Raw genomic sequence first — 18,243 nt, forward strand, 5'->3', positions numbered from 1 at the left:
AGATGCCCCGCCGTTCTGTCCTGACCGAGGCGCAACATGCCGAGTTGTTCGCCTTGCCCGAAAACGAAGCCGACCTGGTGCGGTATTGGACGCTCGGTGCCGACGATCTGCGCGCCATCACAAGCCGAAGGCGTCCCCACAACCGTCTCGGTTTTGCACTTCAGCTCTGCGCTTTGCGATATCCCGGCCGGCTGCTGAAGCCCGGCGAATTCATTCCCGATGCTCCTCTCAGGTTCGTCGGGGATCAGCTCGGCATCGCGCCGGACCTACTTGCAGGCTATGCCACGCGCGGCCCCACCCGGTACGAGCAACTCGACACGCTGCGCGAGGTATTCGGTTTCCGCCAATTGAGCCGTCCGATCCAGGCTGAACTGCAGGCCTGGCTCCTGCCGATCGCCCTCACCATGACCGGCGGAATCGATCTGGCGCGGATCTTGATGGAGGAATTCCGGAGACGGCGGATAATCGTGCCCGGCATCACATCCCTGGAACGTATGGTGAGCAAGGCCCTGCTCGATGCCGAGCGGAAAGTGGGCGACTTGCTGACGGGCCATCTGACCTCGGCACAATGCGGCCTGCTGGATTCGCTGTTGCTGCAGTACGATGAAGGCCGGATCAGCACTCTTGCGTGGATTCGCCAACCGCCCGGCAGGCCTGGGCGCCGTTCCTTCGCGGCGATTCTTGAGCGGTTGTCCGTAATCCGCGCAATTGGCCTGGCCCCTGAAGTCGTGGCCCCGGTCCATCCCGAGCGGCTGCGCCTTCTCAACCAGCAGGGCGTCCGGCTTACCGCGCAACATCTTTCCGTCCTGAACCCGATCCGTCGTCGGGCTGTTCTGGTCGCCACCGTCATCGAAATGCAGGTGGCCCTGACCGACGATGCCGTGGTAATGTTCGAACGACTGATCGGACAGATGTTCCGGCGCGCCGAACGCCGGGAAGAGGCGGCGTTGAAACGCGACAAGCGCACCATCAACGGCAAAATCCGCCTGCTGGCCCGCCTCGGAACCGCGATCATCGACGCAAGGGCAAACGGCTCGGATCCTTTCGGCGCCATTGCAGAGATAATCGGGTGGGATGACCTCGGCTCCGAAATCGCGGAGGCTAGGCAACTTGTGCGTCCCGATCCGCTCGATCCTGTCGAGCTTGCGCGATCCAACCTTCCGATCCTCCGTCAGATCGGTCCGGCCTTTGTCGCCAGCTTCACCTTCGGCGCAGTTCCTGCCTGCTCGGGCCTTGCTCGTGACATCGCTACGATGCGCGATCTGGGCAGTGGGCGGCTGCGCAAATTGCCCGTGGGTGTCCCGCTCGGCTTCGTGCGCCCCGCCTGGCGTCGGCGGATCGACCGAGCCGGTCTTGACCGTCGCATCTTCGAATTCTGTGTTCTTACCGAATTGCGAGACCGGCTGCGCGCCGGCGACATGTGGGTCGAGGGCAGCCGGCGATATAGAGCGGTTGAGCAGCAGCTTATTTCCGCGCCTGTGTTCGCTGCCATGCGGGCGGCGGGGCCACTGCCCATCCCGGTCGCCGAAACCGCCGCGACTTGGCTAGCGGAACGCAAGGCCCTGCTCACCCAGAGACTGGCCGAGGTCGATGCAAAGGCAGCGGCCGATGCACTCGAAGATGTACGTCTCTCGGGCGGCAAGCTGCGGATATCGCCGCTTCGGGCCGTCACGCCAGACGAAGCTGAAATGGCCCTTGCGCCCTTGTATAGCCATCTGCCGACTATCCGCATTACTGACCTGTTGGCGGAGGTTGACCGCTGGACCGGTTTTTCGAAATGCTTCACCCATCTCACAACCGGCCGAATGCACGATGATCCCCGTGCCGTCCTGACCGCAGTGCTTGCCGATGCCACCAATCTTGGGCACGCCCGCATGGCCGAGGCCTGCGATCTGGTGAGCCAGCGCCAACTCGGTTGGCTTGCAGCCTGGCATTTGCGCGAAGATAGCTACGGCGCTGCCTTGGCGATGTTGGTCGATGCCCAGCATCGCCTGCCACTTTCAAACGCGTTCGGCGCCGGCAATGCGTCGAGTTCCGATGGCCAAAATTTTCCGCTCGATCGCCGCGCCCAGGCGACCGGTGCCGTCAATCCGCACAAGGGCAGCGAACCATCAGTTTCCTTCTACACCCATGTTTCGGATCGCTATGCGCCATTTCACGCCAAGGTGATTTCCGCCGGCGCGAGTGAGGCTGCGCACGTCCTTGACGGCCTGTTGCATCACGGTGCCGAACTGGCGATCGAACGTCATCACACCGACGGCGGCGGCGTGTCCGATCACGTTTTCGCGCTGTGCCATCTGCTGGGCTTTCAGTTCGCACCGCGGATTCCGAACATCGCCGCGCGGCGGCTCCATCTCTTTCGTGATGCGCGGCCCGGTCCGGCCATCGCCCCGCTGGCCGCGCAAGCCATCGATGAGCAGCTTATTGCCAGTCACTGGGAAGATATTGTCCGCCTTGCGACGTCGATCCGGACCGGCGTCACGAGTGCGTCCACGATGCTCGAGCGCCTCGGCTCCTATCCGCGCGCCAACGGTCTGGCCCTGGCGCTGCGCGAGGTCGGTCGGGTCGAACGGACGCTTTTCACCCTCGATTGGATCGAAAAGCCGGAAGAACGGCGCCGCGCCACACGTGAGCTGAACAAGGGCGAGGCGCAGAACGCCCTCAAGCGGGCGATCTTCTTTCACCGCACCGGCCGGATTCGCGACCATGGGATTCAGGCCCAGGGACACCGGGCAAGCGCCCTCAATCTGGTCGCCGGAGCCATTGTCCTGTGGAACACGACCTACATGGAGGCGGTACTGCGCCATCTGGAGCGACATGGGAAACAAATCCCGCCCGACTTGCTCCAGCACTTGTCGCCGCTGGGTTGGCAGCACATCAATCTTACGGGCGACTACCTCTGGACGGACGCCAGCACAACGGGCGGAACGCTGCGGCCGCTGCGCCAAAAGATCGGCGTTTCCGATGCCCAAAATGCTTAGCGTATATCTGTGCCCGTTTTATGTGACGTCCCCGACCTGGTGGGATCAGGACTAGTAACAGTTGAGGAACACACTGCCTATTTTGATTTTTTGTCTTGTGCAAGATCAAACATTGCTGAGGTTGAGGGGACACCAAGTATCATCGCCTTTATCCCATCGTTGGCCTTCCCGAGTTGCCGGACGATCGCACCGTGGTAGCCCGAGACCTGTTTTGAAATGTATTCGTCGAGGTGTTCGAAGGGTTGACGTTGGTTGCAGAAGGCGAAGGATTTTTGCCATCCGTAAATTCGCTTACTTAGGGAGTCTAGGGTAGCACTCTGCGAATGCTTGGAATTCAGAGTGGTGCCTTTTGTGAGCGCGTCTTTGATCGCGGCCCTCGAAGTTGCGAGCGTCTCTCGAACGACTTCCTTCATATTGTCGAGAGATTTATTACTAGGAACGCATCGCTTCGGCTGAATAGTGCAGCCAAGGAAATTGATGGACTTGCTGCACTCTCCTTGCGCTGCTTTGTCAGGACCGTCTGCTGGCGTGTAGAGGCCGAAACCAAAGTCTGTCAGGGTTGTCTCGGTGTAAGCTTTGGCGGCGTCGATGACTGCTATGTTAGCACCGACCATGAGAATGTCGTCGATGTATCTAACCGCCGTTACGCCCATGGTATTCAGCTTCTGGTCCATGTCGTACAGCAACACGTTCCCCGCAAAGGCCGAAAGAGAGGACCCTTGAGCAACGCCGATACCGCCTTTCGGAAATAGGTGCGTGTAACCAACAAGCTCATCTTCATTTCCCAAGTGGACCTCAAGTGCCTTGGCGAACAGCTCAACGAATGTGTTGTCGTTGGTTTCATGCCGAACAAAGTCAATCACTTTGTTTGTCGGAATTTTGGTGAAGAAGGACCGAATGTCGGACTGGAAGTAGAATTTCGCGCCGCCATCAATCGCGGTCCTGATTGTCTCGATGGCGGGGCGAACGCCGCCATGAGGGTAGATCAATCCTCCAACGCCATATTTGGATCGGTTGACGTCGTTGATGCGGCCCAGTCTGTCGTCACAAACGGTCTCATATCGTGTATCTGGATCGCGTAAGTCGCGTGCGTGCCTTGGCTGTAGAACCTGTAGGATTGCCCGCTGAACGACACGGTTCTGGATAGTAGATATTGCGATAGGCCGTGGGTCTTTACCTGCTGCATGGCGCTTGCGCTTGTCTTTCAAGACGCCTTCGACAGGATCGAAAGAGAATTTGCCTGTGCGCAGTTGATTGATGATGCGCCTAAGGTGGCGCTGGTGAGCATGCTCGAACTCCGAGGCTTTGCCGCGAATATCGGCGTTACCGGAGATCAGAGCGCTACGCTTGACGTGACGCCACGCTGAGAAAATGTTTTGTTCGCTTCTGACTTCTTCAAATAATGTTTTCACCATGTTCTTCGTTCGGGTCCTCCGCTCATACAATCCCGACCGTTGACGGACACCCATCCTCTGCGCACGGCATGGCCGCGACGACAGACACCTCAGCAGCAACAGCCACCTTGGCGAGGTCTCCCTGGCGCACGATCCGCATGGATAGGTCCAGCTTCACGTCATACGTCATGGAAACCATGGACATGGTTAATTTAATGGTGAGCCGATCTTGCTACTTCAAGGGAAGCCGAAAAAAATACTTTGGGGATTTCAAAATGGCTAACTGAAGATTTTTGTCTTTGGTATAATTAGATGAGTGCATCGGGTTGCGACCGGCCCCTCGGTAAGGAGCTGTGCAAAGGTAGCTCTCTGCGAAGCGCGGCTAATCCCAATTGCCGGAGCGAGCATCCACTTCCGGCTGATAGTCTGTGAATGATTCGTGTCCGCTATCCGAAAAGCTAGCACAGATCCCACATGTCCGACCTGAGGGCGTCTGCCGCCTGTCCGCTTCACGTTTCTTGAGCGGACAGGCAGTTCAGGGGGGCAAGCTGAAGGTCGGCTTCCGCGCTGTTTTTAGGGCAGATAAACCTTATGATTTTCCATGGCAAATAGGGCGGGTTGTCGCGACACTGCACCCGCACTCCGGCTGATATGGTCCGCCAAATCGCAGGGGGTTCCTGAAGCGGGCTGTCCAGCGTGTCAGCGAACCAGATCAGCGGTTATGCAATTCAAGATCCCAATTAGGTCAGCGGGGCGAATGCGGATTTGCAGGCCGCGTCGTCCGCCATTCAGAAAAATCTCGTCATGGAGCGTCGCCACTTCATCAAGAACCGTTGGAACGCTTTTGCGCTGGCCCAGCGGGCTAATACCGCCGATCTTGTAGCCGGTAAGACGCTCGGCATCGGCGGGCTTCATCATGTGCGCCGATTTGCCACCGAGCGCTGCCGCCAGTTTCTTCATGTTCGCTTCCTCGTCCGATGGCAGGATGGCGCAGACCGGCCTGCCATCAAGCTCCGCCATCAGCGTCTTGAAGACCTCCGAAGGAACCACGCCCATGGCTTCAGCCGCTTGTAGTCCTGCGCGTTCGGCATCGGGATCATAGTCATAGGTGACAAGAGCGAACGAAACGCCTGCGTCCGAGAGGGCTTGGGTTGCTGGTGTGCTTTTGGACATGGTTTCCACTCATAGTATCAGATCAAGCAAATTGCGAAGCGAGGGGCTGCGGTTACGGGAAGACCACACAGCGGAGAATGGGATCATTTCGCTTTCATCGGCAATCGGCAGAAAAACGATTTTTACGGCATTTGCCGCCATGCTGTCCTCGACAAACACCGACACGCCATGCCCTGCCGCGATCATCGACAGGAGCGCGCTGCGCCCCACTGAACTTAGGCGAATAACGCGATGTCTTCTGCTCTATCATAGGGCTCATCCGCCGAAAGTTTTACTCTCCGGCAAACCCAGAGCCGTTCAGTCCTGATTATGTCCGTTATGCGAAGCACTATTAAGAACTCTTTAATGCCTGACGAGAGGGCCGACCATAACCATGAAGATGTTTGACAGCAAAACCAGTTCAGGCCCCCGCAAGGCCAGAACCTACAGAGACCGTCTCCAGCAGCGGTAATTTTGGCATAGAGTGAACTGGCACACGCGGCTCGCCTCTTAGACTCATCATTGCCTCCCCCCATGCTCCGGCCTGTATCGCCTGCCGCGTTACCGGGTTGTCTGACACCAGGCGCTGCTTCAAAAGCCTACGCTCTCTCAAGGCTGCCTGCACTTCTGGTGACGCAAAATGCTCCTGCACGTCCTGCTGCCGTAAATGGGCCACCTCCGCGCACGCCTTTGAAATCCGTTCCCTCGCTTCGTCTGCTGTTATGGGTGGCACCTCTATGGATAACCCAAACAGTGCCTTCAGCATTCGGGCGATAAGGGCTGCCAGCAGCCGCTCCAGCATCTCTCCCAGCGTGCTGTTTTCCAGCCGTCGCACCCTGTTTTGGTAGGGCAAGGCAATGAGTTCCGCCCGACACTCAGACCGTTTCCACCTGGGCCGAATACATTGTCTTAATACTTCAAGCTTTTGGGCATAGTCCGGTGGTACGGCTATTGGGGGTGGCTTGTTCGCTTTGACAGATTGTACCGTCAAACGAGGCGGAGATAAGGGAACAGGCCTATTGGCATCCGACAACAAGGCAACCAGCTCTTTTTTCTTCAGCCCTAGCACACGATGCAAAGCAAGATGAGCACCTCCGTTTTGACCAATCAGCCAGACGTCAGGCTTATCCCCTTCACGAAGCAGATACCCCTCCTCAGCCACCCGTTCGATAAAGGACAGCAACACCTGCCCCTCTTCCTGCCATCGCTTGCGCAAGTGCGCCCGCATGGAAGGTAACACTGATTTCCCTGCTTTGCGCTTCGTGACCTGATGCGCCTTATCCGTAAAGGTTGCTTGAGGCGTATTGGCTTCTCCCCAAAAGGCCCGCTTGAAGTCCGTGGCGGCCCTCTGCATATGGGGATTGGTAGAGGCTTCCAGCGCTCTGATGACCGCATCATTATGCTTGCCTGATGTCAGAGGGTGACCAAAGGCCAGTTCCGTAAACCGGGCCACCTTTTCGTTCCTGATACGGATAAAGCGGGAGTCCAGACTGCGTCCGTTAGCGAGGGTTTCAGCAAACACCACATGCCAGTGCCGGTCATAGCTTTGACCATCAGCCCGCTTTTTCTGGTGCTCCACAATCATCAAGGGTGGGTCAGCCCCAAATTCACTTTGGTAGAGTGTCACTATCTTCTGAAATGTCTCAGGGGATGTCGCCTGTTCCGGGCTGAGGATAACGTGACGCAAGCCGTAGCGCCGTTTGGCGTGACGAGCATCTTTGACCGCCTCTGCAAGGGCGAATTCCCTGCCCTGCACTATTCTGACCTCTTCATTCTCGTCCGTCCGCATCAAGTGGCGGTATAAATGACGGTGCGTGCTTTCTGCTGTGATACGAGAGGTTTTGATAATCATACCCGTATCTCCCGTAGCAAAGAACGGACATGAGCCGTGGCATTATCGACGGCCAGAAGGGTTTGCCCAACATCAGCACTGCGGCCCCCGTTTAAAACATGGGCTATCTGATTCAAATTATTACCAATGGCTGAGAGCTGATGCGCCACGTCCTGCAAGGCAACAACAAGAGCATCATGTCGACCTTTTGTGGCAATAACCGCCAGCATCACAGAGCGCAGCCATGACGAACAGGTGACACCAGCGGCACAGGCCGCACGCTTTAAAACAGCATGTTCCGTATCCGACAGGCGGAGACGCATATCATGGCACCGGCCATGGGTTTTGGGGGATTGTCTGACAGACATGGCAAGGCACTCCTTCACCACAGAAAAGGGGGTTCACGGGGGAAAGCAACGCTTTCCCCCTGACCAGTTTGCAAACTAGCGAGACCAACGTGTCCGCTGGTTTGCACGGCTGGCTTTAAGGTAACCAACTTTTCTGCAAGTGACCGGGCTGGGAATGTGACGCCTCTCAACCCATGGCAGGCTCTAGCCGCGGAAAAGGCCTTTTAGCTCTTGATGAGTTCTCAACAGCCTCACTTTAAAAGGTATTTTCAGAAGGCTGTTAAACGAGGGACGACAGAGAAAGGAAGCCCTCAAGGAACGCTGTTTGAGCGGATATTTTCTAAAGATGTTTGAATAACAATATGGTCTTTCTGAATCAGGTCACGAAAGACTGCATCGGTTGTTGCCCAGTCCAGCACATCGACTTTCCAAGGTAGCAGAGAGGAAGAAAAAGCCTCTTCCAAACCGACACGCACCAGTAAAGGAAGCGGCTCTTCGCCAATAACAGCAAGGTCCAAATCTGAATATGGCTTGGCAGTTCCTTTTGCTCTGGAACCAAACACCCAGACCTCTTTGTCTGGCACAAACTCTTTGAGAAGAGTGGTGACGGTGAGTTTCTCTTCTGGGGAAAGAACCAAAGCAGAAGTCATGCGGTGCGTTCTTTTAGGACCTGCAACAAGAATGCAGCCTCCTCTATAAAGTCAGGGATACCCGCCACAACCTGCCGTGCCGTTATCTCGTTATAGGTATGGCTCGTTAAATTGCGCATCTTCCGATAAACGCTCCACTCAGCCCAAGACCCTTTTAGAAGACCGGCTTCATTGGCGGAGCGAATAAGGTCGGGAAATCCCATCCGGTCATATTCTTCAGGTGAGGCCGCGTTCTGTTCCAAAAACCGCTTCAGGGTTTTGTGGCTAAGTTCATAGGTAAATTCAAAGCGCTGTATCAGACCATCGCGTAGCTGTTCATCCGTTGGTTCAGCCTCGTGTCGCACCCAGCCTTCTTTCAAGCGGTCAAGAGCTCGTTCCAATGGCGTGAGATACAACATGCTGCTCTTTACCCTCTGCTACGCTTCATAGTGTCACGCAGTCATACCGTATTCCCGCACTCCGCAACACCGTGAATGCGGCCCCTTGCCCGGCTTGACCTTCCCATAATGTTCAACCAAAATGCCTACCAGAAATTCAACCCCGAAGGTGACGGCAGAACACTTTGTTCGTCTTTTCAAGAGGTTAACTGCGGGACAGTGCAGGACTATGAAGGTTCGAGTCCCGCAGTTCGCACCACAAGTTGTTGAAAAACATAGGTATTTTGTCCGAGAGGAAATTTTCCTACAATGGGAAAACTTCATGCTCCGCGCCATCCCGTCCCGACGCACAGGAGAGCCTCGTTATCACTTCCGCCGCATCGTCCCAGCACTGCTCCGCCCTCTGTTGGGCAAAACCGAGATTTCACTTGTCCTCCATACCTCTGATAAACTGATCGCCCGTGAACGTGCAGCTGCCCTGTAAGCCAAGACGGGACAGCTTTTCAGAGCAGGCAAGATGCAACACCCCACCAAAGACGGCCTTCTGGCCCTCTATCGCGACCTCACTGAAAGCTACGAGGCCGCTCTGAAAGCTCAGGAAGAGAGTAGCGAGAAAGTGCTCGAAGCCGAGCGCGCCCAGCATCTCATTGAAAAAGCCGATCTGGTCACCAAGCAATCAACCTTCCTCAATACGATCCTGCCTCACATGGAAGGCCTTCTGAAGGGATTGGGACAACTCAGGCACACCCTCGAAAAACGGGAAGTCTGGGCTGTCACCGAAAAACAGGGCTTACAAAACCAGATCACCACGCTTTGTGGCCTGATCCAGAACAGCCTGCCTCACAATGAAGATAAACCCGATGGGCAGAAATCCTCGTCCAAACAACCGCGCAGCATGAAACTGTCGACGGCGGCGGACAAATTTGTCTTCTCAGTGCCATCCAAAAGTGCTGGCACCATCAAAGGAACCGGCAAGACCGTAGCCCTCTTCACCGAAGCCTTCGGAGATATCCCAGTTCATCAGATCACCGGCGACGTGATTGGAGAATTTTACGACTTTCTCTCTGGCCTCCCGACCACCCATGGCAATGGTACGGTCACCCTCCCCCCTTCGGGATGCTGTCAGAGAGGCTGAGACAATGGAGAAGGACTCGTCTCCGGCAAGACCATCAAAAACCATTTCTCGCGCATGTCTGCGATCTGGAGCGAACTGGTCCTGCGAGACCTCGCCCCCAAAACCCTTGGGCCAACTGGTGTTTTGATTTAACACAAAAGACCAATCGCAGAGCCTGGTCAGAAGACGAACTGAGAACACTCCTGATATTAAAATGGCCGGGCCAAGTTTTCCCGGAACGGCACCTATCGGGGCATTGTGCGCATTGCTCTTTATACCGGCATGCGTCTGGGCGAGTGCGATGGCAAGATCCGGGAATGGCCTCCCAATACATTAGCCGACACCCGTATCGTGCCCGTTCGCAGCAAATTCGTCAAAAAAGGCAGATGCCTTTCCCCATCGCCCAACCTGACGCCTCTTTTCAATGAATTTGTGACGTCAAATCAGTCTCTTAATTCAAAGCCCAACAGCGTGAGGTCGGCACATTCTGATCTGTCTGGGGATTAGGTGCAGTTAACACACACAACACCGTCTGCTTACGCCCCACCACTGTTACAAGAACACCTTGCCCCGAATAGTCCGTTGTGCTGATGACCTTAAAACCCTTGTTCAATAATCCAGTCAAAGACATAGAAAGTGGCTTCAACGTTGTGGGAACTGCCAAGGGACTATTGGGGGATTTCACACCCGACTGTGGCAGCCAGTCCCCAGAAGACTGGGCAAAGCCACTAACTGGCCCTAAAAGGCCAAGAGTTGTCGCAAGGATAAAACCGGCTTTTCGCATGAGACTTTTCCCTTCTAATGCTGTCATAGCCTGTAACCGACTGTCTCCTGTCTATCACACCAGGCTTTGAGGGAGAACTTCTGTGAAACACGCGCCTCTGGAAGATCAGGCCCGCACCTTGGAAGCCACGGGTGCTTACCGGGTGTTACGTCGCATCGCGCCCCTTCCGGCAGAGACGCTGGTGCCGCGTGACCAGACCCGTGTCGGTCTTTTTCTGGATCTGGAAACGACTGGCCTCGACCCGGTCTGTCATGAGATCATCGAATTCGGGATGGTGCCCTTTGTCTATACGCTGGACGGCCGCATTCTCGGCACCTTACCAGCCTTCAATCGTCTGAGAGAGCCTTCCCAACCCATCCCTCCCGAAATTACCGCCCTTACCGGCATTACACAGGAGATGGTTGCAGGTAAAACCATAGCCCCTGAAGAGATCGCTCAGTTCGCGGCACAGGCAGCCCTCATTGTGGCCCATAACGCCCGCTTTGACAGGCTGTTTGCCGAACGCTTCTGGGAAGGGTTTTCAACACTGCCCTGGGCCTGTTCCATGGAAGATGTGCCCTGGCAGGCAGAAGGCTTTGAGGGGCGCAGCCTTGGCTATCTGGTCATGCAGGCCGGGTGGTTTTTTGATGGACACCGAGCGGCTGATGATTGTCTGGCTGGCGTTACCTTACTCACCACACGTTTGCCTAAAACACTGACCCCAGCCCTGTCCGCCCTGCTTCAGGAAGCGCGGCAACCCCGCTGGCAGATCTGGGCGGAGAATGCCCCCTTTGACCTTAAAGATAAGCTCAAGGCGCGTGGCTACCGCTGGAATGACGGCACAGATGGCCGCCCCAAAGCTTGGTTTACGGAAGTGCCACAAGCCCAAAAAGAAGACGAACTGCATTTCCTGAAAACGGAAATCTATCTTCGTGAGATCGCCCTACTCACCCGTGAAATTACCGCATGGGATCGGTTCTCGGCTCGTGCCTGAAGCAAGCCCAGCCCTTCTTGATCTCCCTTATTCCTAGATATGCTAACAGCAGACTGTCAGCCATAGCCTACATGTCGGAAACATACATGCCTGTGAATAACCTTCTGCGTAGCAGGCGTGATAAAATCATTTTCTTAGGCAGCAAGTTTAAAGTCTAAACCTTCAGAAAATTCTATTTTTAGGGTCTGGTAAGGATAGTCCCCACAGCTTGCCGCGATACGAGACGCTTATAAGCGTTCTCAAAGTCATCGAGTGCCCAAACACTATCGATCACTGGCCGAACAGCTCCCTTTTGAACAAAAGACAGGATGGCATTGAATGCATTAGACACTGTATCCTTCGTTTCCAGCCACGCGTCATATCCAAGAAGGCGTTTTTCGTGAATGACAATTTCAGCCAGATCCAGACAGGGTTCAGAGCCGCCAGCAAACCCGATGGACACTATAGAACCCTGTTCACGCACCGATTTTACCAAATCCCTAAGGAGAGAGCCACCAACCACATCCAAAGCGAGGTCAGCTCCTTGACCAGTCGTAAGGGAGGAGACGACATCCGACAGGGTATCAGTTGGGAGATCTATAACTGCAGACGCTCCACTCTTACGGGCAGCTTCTGCCTTCAATGGTGTAGGAACCACGGCAATAGGTCTTGCCCCCAAAGCTCGCGAGAGTTCAATTAAGGCATGACCGACTGCCCCGGCAACTCCTGAAATCAGGATTGTCTGTCCCGCTTCAATGTGGCCAACGCCGGTTAAGGCTTGGTATGCCGTCACATAATTGATAGGCAGCGCCGCACCTTCGTCGAAACTCATCGTCTCAGGCAACGCGAAGAGAGAGATGTTTTCAACGGACACATAGTCCTGTTGCAAACCATCTTTCATGCTCCCTAATTGGCCGCCCCCGTATATTGCAACGCGCGTTCCAGGCGAGAAGAGATCGCTATCCTCTACCGTGCCTGCACCGTCATTACTCAAAACTAGCGGTGCCTTGGCTTTATTAAAAAGACCTCGACGAATTTGCCCGGAAAGTTGATTGACCGTCGCCGCATGCATTTTGATCACACTATAACCAGGCCGAGGCAAAGGCTTGGGGCGTTCCTCAATCACCATTGAAGGATTGGCCCCAAAAGACGTGCAAACCAAAGATTTCATGATGTTTCACTCATGCACAAAAACGTTTGATGGTGACAGGTGATTTTCTGCGGTGTTTTTATAATTTTTGAATCGAAGATACTCTCAAAATCATTCTACTTTTCTATGTGTAGCCAGATACAAAGCGCTCAGAATGACAATGAGAGCACTCATCCAGAAATTGGCTTTCAACCCAAAATGATCAACCACAACGCCGCCAAGACTTGAACCAACTGCAATGGCAATTTGTGCAGTAAGGGTGAACATGGCGGCGGCAGCCTCCGAATGTTCGGTCTCAATACTGCGGTGCCACGTATTCAGGCAGAGTGGCAAAGCGCCCCAGGCGACTGCCCAGAGGAGAATGAGCACCGTTTCAAATTTCGGGAAGATCACCAGCACCGGTAAGAACAGAAACGGTATTACCAGCGATATTTTCGACGCAAAAAGCGTTGCTTTGAGATTGTTTTCCAAAAAGCGGCTGGCCACGAGGTTGGACGCAAACCCTATAACACCGTAAGCCAACAACAAAACCGTCACGGCCTCTGACGGAATACCCGCTTCATGAATGAGCGGGGCCAGGTAAGTATAGGCTGCAAAGTGTGCTGCAAAAACAGCAGCAATCATAACAATACTTTTCCGCGCTTCCGGCAGTCTGATGAATGCTTTGAAGTCAGTAAGCCGGACATGGCTTTGCGCTGGAACGGCTGGTAGCAGTCTCCACTGCGCGAGGAAAGCGCCAACAGCAATCAGTGCTGCTGCCACAAATGCCCCACGCCAGGAAGAGTATTCTGCTACAAGAGATCCCATGGGAACCCCCAGAATCATGGCTGCTGTGACACCCGCAAAAACAGCCGCCGCAGCCTTATGCGCCCTTTCCTGAGCAACAAGTTCCACTGCGACCGACAGGCCCATGGCCCAAAATGCCCCTAGGCTGATACCAATGAGTGCTCGACTGAGCAACAGGACAGCAAAGGACGGTGCCATGGTAGCAATTAGGCAACCCGCGAGTAGAATAAAAGAAAGCCATAAAACAATTCTGCGACGATCCGTGCGTCCGGAAAATAACATAACTCCAGGAGCAGAAACTGCGGCCATCATGCCAGGGATTGTCATACTAAGACCTGCTGTTCCGGGACTTACAGAAAATGTTCTCGAAATATCAGGCAGAATACCGACAGGCAAAAATTCGGTCGTGACTGAGGCAAAGGATCACAACGCCAAAGACAGGACAGCCAGTTTCTGACGGCCAGAAGAAAGCTGCTGAGCACTCAAATTCTGCATAACGTGGATAAAGCCTTGGCTTTTTAGCGGTTTTTCCTCTTACGACCAAGTAATCTGCGTGACTATGGGGTTTTTCATCAAAATTTTTGTGAATAATTTTCAGCAATAAATATCTATTCATTCTTTCAAACTCATGAAATGCTTTGTTGTATAAGGCGGCTCGAAAAGACCAGATTTGTGAGAAAAAGAAGGTTAATCCTCAGAATATCCAATTGTAATGGTGCGTTATTTGGTTGGTATTGAGACAGGCCGCACACACATACCTGATAGGAGATTGTTCATGACGAAGCAGGATTCCAACACTTTGAGGCTCATTTTCCCTCAATGGCAGGGCGGTGATAATCCCCCTTATTATCTGGGGTCCAAACTTCTGGCTTGGCTGGCCCCTCCTTCTGCGGGCCCTGTAGAGGAAGTTCCGGTGGACGTTCCGACCGATACTCCTCTGGCGGTTGAGAATGAAATGCGTGGGCGCAGTGTTCTGCTGAAACAGATCCACAACGCCCGCAGCATTATTGAGCATCATCAGCCAAAGTCTCTGGCGGTTCTGGGTGGGGACTGCCTTGTCTCACTCGTGCCGTTTGCGTGGCTTTCAGAACGCTACGGCGACAAGCTAGGTGTTCTCTGGATTGATACGCATCCAGACGTCCAAACCCCGAAACAGTATATGAATGCTCATGCACACGTTCTGGGCGCCCTATTAGGCCATGGCGATCCAGACCTTACAAAAGCTGTGACAAAGCCGGTTACTGCAAGGAATGTTATGATTGCCGGCATCCATGATCCACTCCCGTTCGAGGCACAGTTCATTGCGGATCATGGAGTACGCACCTGTTCACCTCAGCAGGTGCGCGACGGTGCACAGCCCGTCATGGAGTGGCTCAAAGACAGCCAGATTGAAGTGCTCGCCATTCATCTGGATCTGGATGTGCTGGACCCACACAATTTCCGCTCTTTGCTGTTTGCAAAACCGGGCCGTGGCAAGCATGATTTTGGAGATGTCGCCGAGGGTAAGCTCAACATTCCCGATATTTTGAAACTGATTAAGGAAGTGACAACTGAAAAAGAGGTCGTGGGCATGACGATTGCTGAACATATGCCCTGGGATGCCCTCAACCTACAGGAAATGCTCAAGCAGTTACCTCTCATCGGAGGGTAAAGCATTACGCAAGAAAGCCTGCTTTCTTTCAGAGCAGGCTTTCCTATTTTACTTTCATCTCTTCGACAAACAGAGACAGCGGCATCGAATGACGATGGTGGCGTGGGTAGAAGAGGTGAAAGCCAAGATGCATCGGACAGAAAGGCTCCAGAACCGATATCAATTTGCCACTTTGTACGTGCTCTTCAGCAATAATTTTAGGAATGTAGGCTAGCCCAACTCCGTCCAGGCAGGCATCGCGTGCGCCGAACACATTGTTGCATACAAATTGACCAACCGGCTGAAACTTCAGGTTTTTTCCCTTTTGTCTAAAGCGCCACTGATAAATCTTTCCGTGGGTCGGCAGACGCACCCCAATACAGTTGTGCTCTTGCAGACCAACTGGCGTTTTGGGAATGGCATGTGTTTTGAAATAGGCTTTAGAACCCACAACAGCAAATTGAATGTCAGGCGATACAGGAACCGAGATCATGCCCTGCGTCACCAGTTCTCCAAGACGCACACCAGCGTCAAAGCCTTCATCCACAATATCAATCAGGCGCAAATCCGTTGAGACCTCAAGAGAGATTTCCGGGTAACGCTTTAGAAAGTCTGCAATACGGGGCCGAAGAAAGAAGCCCAGAGACTCATCTGTCACGGTGACACGAAGGTTACCTCTGGGGCATTTACGGAATTCATCAAGGCTGGTCATCCGATTCTCGATTTCATCGAAAAGCGGCTGAATATTTTGCAGCAGATACTCCCCCGCGGGCGTGGGAACGACCCGCCGTGTTGTCCTCGTCAACAGGGTGACTCCTAGCCGTTCTTCTAAAAGACGCATGGTGTGACTTATTGCAGAGGGCGTGACGCCCCTGCGTGCCGCCGCCTTCGCAAAACTTCGCTCTTGTGCAACTGCCAGAAAAGAAAGCAGTTCGCTGAAATTTTCTCGTGACACTTGCTGACCAGAGCCTTTTGTTCGTTACTTAATTACCAGTCATACTGATAACGAGAAATGCCTTTGAAATCATACTTTATATCGCTGCACTAGCAGAATTTTTTATCCGTTCTCTGTGCTGAAACCGGACGTATCATTCTCTACGTGAGTGAACGACACTGGATTTTGACGGGTCGTGTTGACCTGCAAATTGAAGACGTCAGGACGGGCATAATGTCCGGCAACATCAAGGTCGTATTTCCCCCGGATAACGTCATCCAGATCAATATCGGCTGTAATAATGGCTTCACGGTCATAGACTGGGCCAGCAATAATCTCTCCAAGAGGATTAATGATCACGCTGCCGCCACGAATGAGCACGGTTTCCGGATTATTCCCTTGGTGGCAGTTATAGTGTTCCGGCGCATCGGCACGCGTCATATATTGGCACGCGCTTAGAACAAATGTTCGCCCTTCATAAGCAATATGGCGCATGGAAACCTGCCAGATATCGCGCTCATCTACTGTAGGCGCGCACCAAAGAGTGATGCCTCGTGCATACATGCTCTGGCGCAGGTCTGGCATATAGTTTTCCCAGCAGATCGCGGCCCCTATACGCCCGATATCTGTTTCAAAAACCGGAATGGTGGAGCCATCTCCCTTTCCCCAGACCAGTCGTTCAGTGCCGGTCGGCATCAACTTGCGGTGTTTGCCTAGAAGTGCCCCATCTGGCCCAAAAAACAGCGCTGTACAATAAAGTGTTGCACCATCGCGCTCTATAACACCCACAACAATATGGGCCTTCATCTTCGCGGCGAACGAGCCAATCCGTGCCGTTTCTGCTCCTGGCACGTCAATGGCCGACTTCCAGTAACGTAGATAGTCCTCACGCCCTTCAGGAAAGCGGCTTCCTAAAACAGCTCCGAATGTCAGGCCTTTTGGATATCCGCCAATATAGGCTTCCGGAAACACGGCAAGCTCAACGCCCTGCGCGGCAGCAGCTTCGCAATGTGCCTCCATACGGTCCAGTGTACGCGGTGTGTCGAAAAGACTGGTGCCTGCCTGAATAACGGCAACGCGACGCTGGCTCATGTCCGAATCTCTCATAAATATGGCGAGTTAGAGGAATAAGAAAAGTGGACTTTCCCGCTGTATCAGGCAAATTGATTATTTTGATAGATAAAATCACTATGATCGATATATCTCGTCTGGATTTTAACTTGACCATCACCTTTCTGGCGCTGTGGGAAGAACGCAGCGTCTCCCGGGCGGCCAAGCGATTGTCACTGAGCCAGTCGGCCGTCAGTGCCTCCCTGGCACGATTGAGGGAAGCGGCGGATGACCCCTTGTTCGTCCGCACACGGGAAGGTATGCAACCCACACTTCGGGCAATTGCCATGGTGGAGCCACTTCAAAACGGGGTTGCTCTGATCCATAGTGCGTTCTCGACTGTAACCGCCTTTGAGCCAGCAACCAGCCGACAGCATTTTTCTTTGGGCATGTCGGACGATTTCCAGATCGCGCTTGGTCCAGTGATTGCAAGACGACTGGCAGCAGAAGCCCCGCGTGTTTCGGTAACATTCAGGCAGGCGAACAAGCACCGGGTTGAGGCTCTTTTTGAAGCAGGCGAAATTGATTTTGCCGTTATCGCACAACCGAATATGCGCTCTGGATTGCAACAACAGGAGATTGGGCGGTCCGGTTATGCCTGCCTGCTTGATCCATCCGCCTGTGACGTGAAACTGCCATTAACGCTGGAAGAGTATCTGTCTCTGCCACATCTTCTGGTCTCGTTTTCAGGCCGTGAGGGAATTGTCGATCATGCTTTGAAAAGTATGGGCCTTTCACGACGGGTACAATCGGCGCTGACACATTTCTCCGCCCTTCCTCCTTTTCTGAGCGGCACGCGCACCGTTGCCACACTCCCAACTCATGCAGCCCATAGCCTTGCTGCTGTTTCCGGCCTTACTGTCTGCGCGGCCCCCATAGATTTGGGAGACTATTCTGTATCGATCCTCTGGCAGCGTACAGCGGATAATCCCTGGATGCGCCAAATTATAAGCGAAGCCTTTATGACCATATTATCGGACCTGGAGACGACCTGTTCGGCTTAACCTTGCAGCGAAAATATCCTAATTTGAACAAGGATGGTCTAGCTGCT

At 54.0% G+C, this 18,243-nt stretch carries 17 protein-coding genes and 1 pseudogene; 6 read left to right on the top strand and 12 right to left on the bottom strand.

Going from position 1 to position 18,243, the window contains the following annotated elements; translation table 11 throughout:
- Positions 1–2 precede the first annotated feature (2 nt).
- A complete protein-coding gene (locus Abci_RS04010) occupies positions 3–2,981 on the top strand; it encodes a Tn3 family transposase (protein ID WP_040133502.1) in 2,979 nt (992 codons plus the stop codon).
- A 77-nt stretch (positions 2,982–3,058) separates the two neighbouring features.
- Here Abci_RS04010 and Abci_RS04015 read toward each other — a convergent pair whose 3' ends face one another.
- From Abci_RS04015 to Abci_RS04045, 7 genes are all read right to left on the bottom strand, one after another.
- On the bottom strand, positions 3,059–4,396 hold the full coding sequence (locus Abci_RS04015) for a reverse transcriptase domain-containing protein (RefSeq protein ID WP_219810299.1): 1,338 nt from the start codon (positions 4,394–4,396) through the stop codon (positions 3,059–3,061).
- Between the two features lie 22 nt (positions 4,397–4,418).
- Positions 4,419–4,565 carry a hypothetical protein gene (locus Abci_RS04020; RefSeq protein WP_181015810.1) on the bottom strand — a complete coding sequence of 49 codons (147 nt, stop codon included), beginning with the start codon at positions 4,563–4,565 and terminating at the stop codon, positions 4,419–4,421.
- A 509-nt stretch (positions 4,566–5,074) separates the two neighbouring features.
- Entirely contained in the window at positions 5,075–5,548 is a 474-nt protein-coding gene (gene ybaK / locus Abci_RS04025; protein ID WP_048837841.1) for a Cys-tRNA(Pro) deacylase, read from the bottom strand.
- A gap of 400 nt (positions 5,549–5,948) precedes the next feature.
- On the bottom strand, positions 5,949–7,379 hold the full coding sequence (locus tag Abci_RS04030; RefSeq protein ID WP_048837842.1) for a hypothetical protein: 1,431 nt from the start codon (positions 7,377–7,379) through the stop codon (positions 5,949–5,951).
- The gene (locus Abci_RS14135) at positions 7,376–7,726 is read right to left on the bottom strand and encodes a plasmid mobilization protein (protein ID WP_048837843.1); all 351 of its coding nucleotides are present in this window, start codon (positions 7,724–7,726) and stop codon (positions 7,376–7,378) included. Before Abci_RS14135 ends, Abci_RS04030 begins: the two co-directional genes overlap by 4 nt.
- Before the next feature lie 290 nt (positions 7,727–8,016).
- The gene (locus Abci_RS04040; RefSeq protein WP_048837844.1) at positions 8,017–8,355 is read right to left on the bottom strand and encodes a nucleotidyltransferase family protein; all 339 of its coding nucleotides are present in this window, start codon (positions 8,353–8,355) and stop codon (positions 8,017–8,019) included.
- On the bottom strand, positions 8,352–8,753 hold the full coding sequence (locus tag Abci_RS04045; RefSeq protein ID WP_020944509.1) for a nucleotidyltransferase substrate binding protein: 402 nt from the start codon (positions 8,751–8,753) through the stop codon (positions 8,352–8,354). Before Abci_RS04045 ends, Abci_RS04040 begins: the two co-directional genes overlap by 4 nt.
- Before the next feature lie 208 nt (positions 8,754–8,961).
- Here Abci_RS04045 and Abci_RS14140 point away from each other — a divergent pair, with 208 nt between their 5' ends.
- Complete coding sequence (locus tag Abci_RS14140) at positions 8,962–9,216, top strand: DUF6538 domain-containing protein (RefSeq protein WP_052944761.1); 255 nt, start codon at positions 8,962–8,964, stop codon at positions 9,214–9,216.
- 33 nt (positions 9,217–9,249) lie between these two features.
- Positions 9,250–9,867 carry a hypothetical protein gene (locus Abci_RS14145; protein ID WP_052944762.1) on the top strand — a complete coding sequence of 206 codons (618 nt, stop codon included), beginning with the start codon at positions 9,250–9,252 and terminating at the stop codon, positions 9,865–9,867.
- A gap of 430 nt (positions 9,868–10,297) precedes the next feature.
- Here the strand turns inward: Abci_RS14145 and Abci_RS04055 are convergent, their stop codons facing one another.
- A complete protein-coding gene (locus Abci_RS04055; protein WP_048837942.1) occupies positions 10,298–10,630 on the bottom strand; it encodes a hypothetical protein in 333 nt (110 codons plus the stop codon).
- Positions 10,631–10,712: 82 nt separating this feature from the next.
- Here Abci_RS04055 and Abci_RS04060 point away from each other — a divergent pair, with 82 nt between their 5' ends.
- Positions 10,713–11,603 carry a 3'-5' exonuclease gene (locus tag Abci_RS04060; protein WP_048837845.1) on the top strand — a complete coding sequence of 297 codons (891 nt, stop codon included), beginning with the start codon at positions 10,713–10,715 and terminating at the stop codon, positions 11,601–11,603.
- Between the two features lie 178 nt (positions 11,604–11,781).
- Here the strand turns inward: Abci_RS04060 and Abci_RS04065 are convergent, their stop codons facing one another.
- Entirely contained in the window at positions 11,782–12,753 is a 972-nt protein-coding gene (locus Abci_RS04065; protein WP_048837846.1) for a quinone oxidoreductase family protein, read from the bottom strand.
- Between the two features lie 90 nt (positions 12,754–12,843).
- Positions 12,844–13,926: pseudogene (locus tag Abci_RS04070) on the bottom strand (MFS transporter); the annotation flags it as partial.
- A gap of 367 nt (positions 13,927–14,293) precedes the next feature.
- On the opposite strand from Abci_RS04070, the gene Abci_RS04075 reads away from it, so the two are divergent.
- Positions 14,294–15,169 carry an arginase family protein gene (locus tag Abci_RS04075; protein ID WP_048837943.1) on the top strand — a complete coding sequence of 292 codons (876 nt, stop codon included), beginning with the start codon at positions 14,294–14,296 and terminating at the stop codon, positions 15,167–15,169.
- A gap of 43 nt (positions 15,170–15,212) precedes the next feature.
- Here Abci_RS04075 and Abci_RS04080 read toward each other — a convergent pair whose 3' ends face one another.
- Both Abci_RS04080 and Abci_RS04085 read right to left on the bottom strand, forming a co-directional pair.
- Entirely contained in the window at positions 15,213–16,103 is an 891-nt protein-coding gene (locus tag Abci_RS04080) for a LysR family transcriptional regulator (protein WP_048837848.1), read from the bottom strand.
- Between the two features lie 102 nt (positions 16,104–16,205).
- The gene (locus Abci_RS04085) at positions 16,206–17,174 is read right to left on the bottom strand and encodes a carbon-nitrogen hydrolase family protein (RefSeq protein WP_048837849.1); all 969 of its coding nucleotides are present in this window, start codon (positions 17,172–17,174) and stop codon (positions 16,206–16,208) included.
- Between the two features lie 98 nt (positions 17,175–17,272).
- Between Abci_RS04085 and Abci_RS04090 the strand changes: the two genes are divergently transcribed.
- Positions 17,273–18,196 (top strand): LysR substrate-binding domain-containing protein, encoded by a 924-nt coding sequence (locus Abci_RS04090; RefSeq protein WP_084597521.1) that lies wholly within the window; start codon positions 17,273–17,275, stop codon positions 18,194–18,196.
- Positions 18,197–18,243 lie beyond the last annotated feature (47 nt).

The organism is Acetobacter cibinongensis (genome assembly GCF_000963925.1).
GTDB lineage: Bacteria > Pseudomonadota > Alphaproteobacteria > Acetobacterales > Acetobacteraceae > Acetobacter > Acetobacter cibinongensis.

Bases quoted from the DNA above. Each gene is read 5' to 3' on its own strand.
- Abci_RS04090 (WP_084597521.1), top strand. From the start codon at position 17,273: ATGATCGATATATCTCGTCTGGATTTTAACTTGACCATCACCTTTCTG.
- Abci_RS04055 (WP_048837942.1), bottom strand. From the start codon at position 10,630: ATGCGAAAAGCCGGTTTTATCCTTGCGACAACTCTTGGCCTTTTAGGG.
- ybaK (WP_048837841.1), bottom strand. From the start codon at position 5,548: ATGTCCAAAAGCACACCAGCAACCCAAGCCCTCTCGGACGCAGGCGTT.
- Abci_RS04085 (WP_048837849.1), bottom strand. From the start codon at position 17,174: ATGAGCCAGCGTCGCGTTGCCGTTATTCAGGCAGGCACCAGTCTTTTC.
- Abci_RS04015 (WP_219810299.1), bottom strand. From the start codon at position 4,396: ATGGTGAAAACATTATTTGAAGAAGTCAGAAGCGAACAAAACATTTTC.
- Abci_RS04075 (WP_048837943.1), top strand. From the start codon at position 14,294: ATGACGAAGCAGGATTCCAACACTTTGAGGCTCATTTTCCCTCAATGG.
- Abci_RS14135 (WP_048837843.1), bottom strand. From the start codon at position 7,726: ATGTCTGTCAGACAATCCCCCAAAACCCATGGCCGGTGCCATGATATG.
- Abci_RS04010 (WP_040133502.1), top strand. From the start codon at position 3: ATGCCCCGCCGTTCTGTCCTGACCGAGGCGCAACATGCCGAGTTGTTC.
- Abci_RS04045 (WP_020944509.1), bottom strand. From the start codon at position 8,753: ATGTTGTATCTCACGCCATTGGAACGAGCTCTTGACCGCTTGAAAGAA.
- Abci_RS04065 (WP_048837846.1), bottom strand. From the start codon at position 12,753: ATGAAATCTTTGGTTTGCACGTCTTTTGGGGCCAATCCTTCAATGGTG.
- Abci_RS04030 (WP_048837842.1), bottom strand. From the start codon at position 7,379: ATGATTATCAAAACCTCTCGTATCACAGCAGAAAGCACGCACCGTCAT.
- Abci_RS04020 (WP_181015810.1), bottom strand. From the start codon at position 4,565: ATGACGTATGACGTGAAGCTGGACCTATCCATGCGGATCGTGCGCCAG.
- Abci_RS14140 (WP_052944761.1), top strand. From the start codon at position 8,962: ATGAAGGTTCGAGTCCCGCAGTTCGCACCACAAGTTGTTGAAAAACAT.
- Abci_RS14145 (WP_052944762.1), top strand. From the start codon at position 9,250: ATGCAACACCCCACCAAAGACGGCCTTCTGGCCCTCTATCGCGACCTC.
- Abci_RS04040 (WP_048837844.1), bottom strand. From the start codon at position 8,355: ATGACTTCTGCTTTGGTTCTTTCCCCAGAAGAGAAACTCACCGTCACC.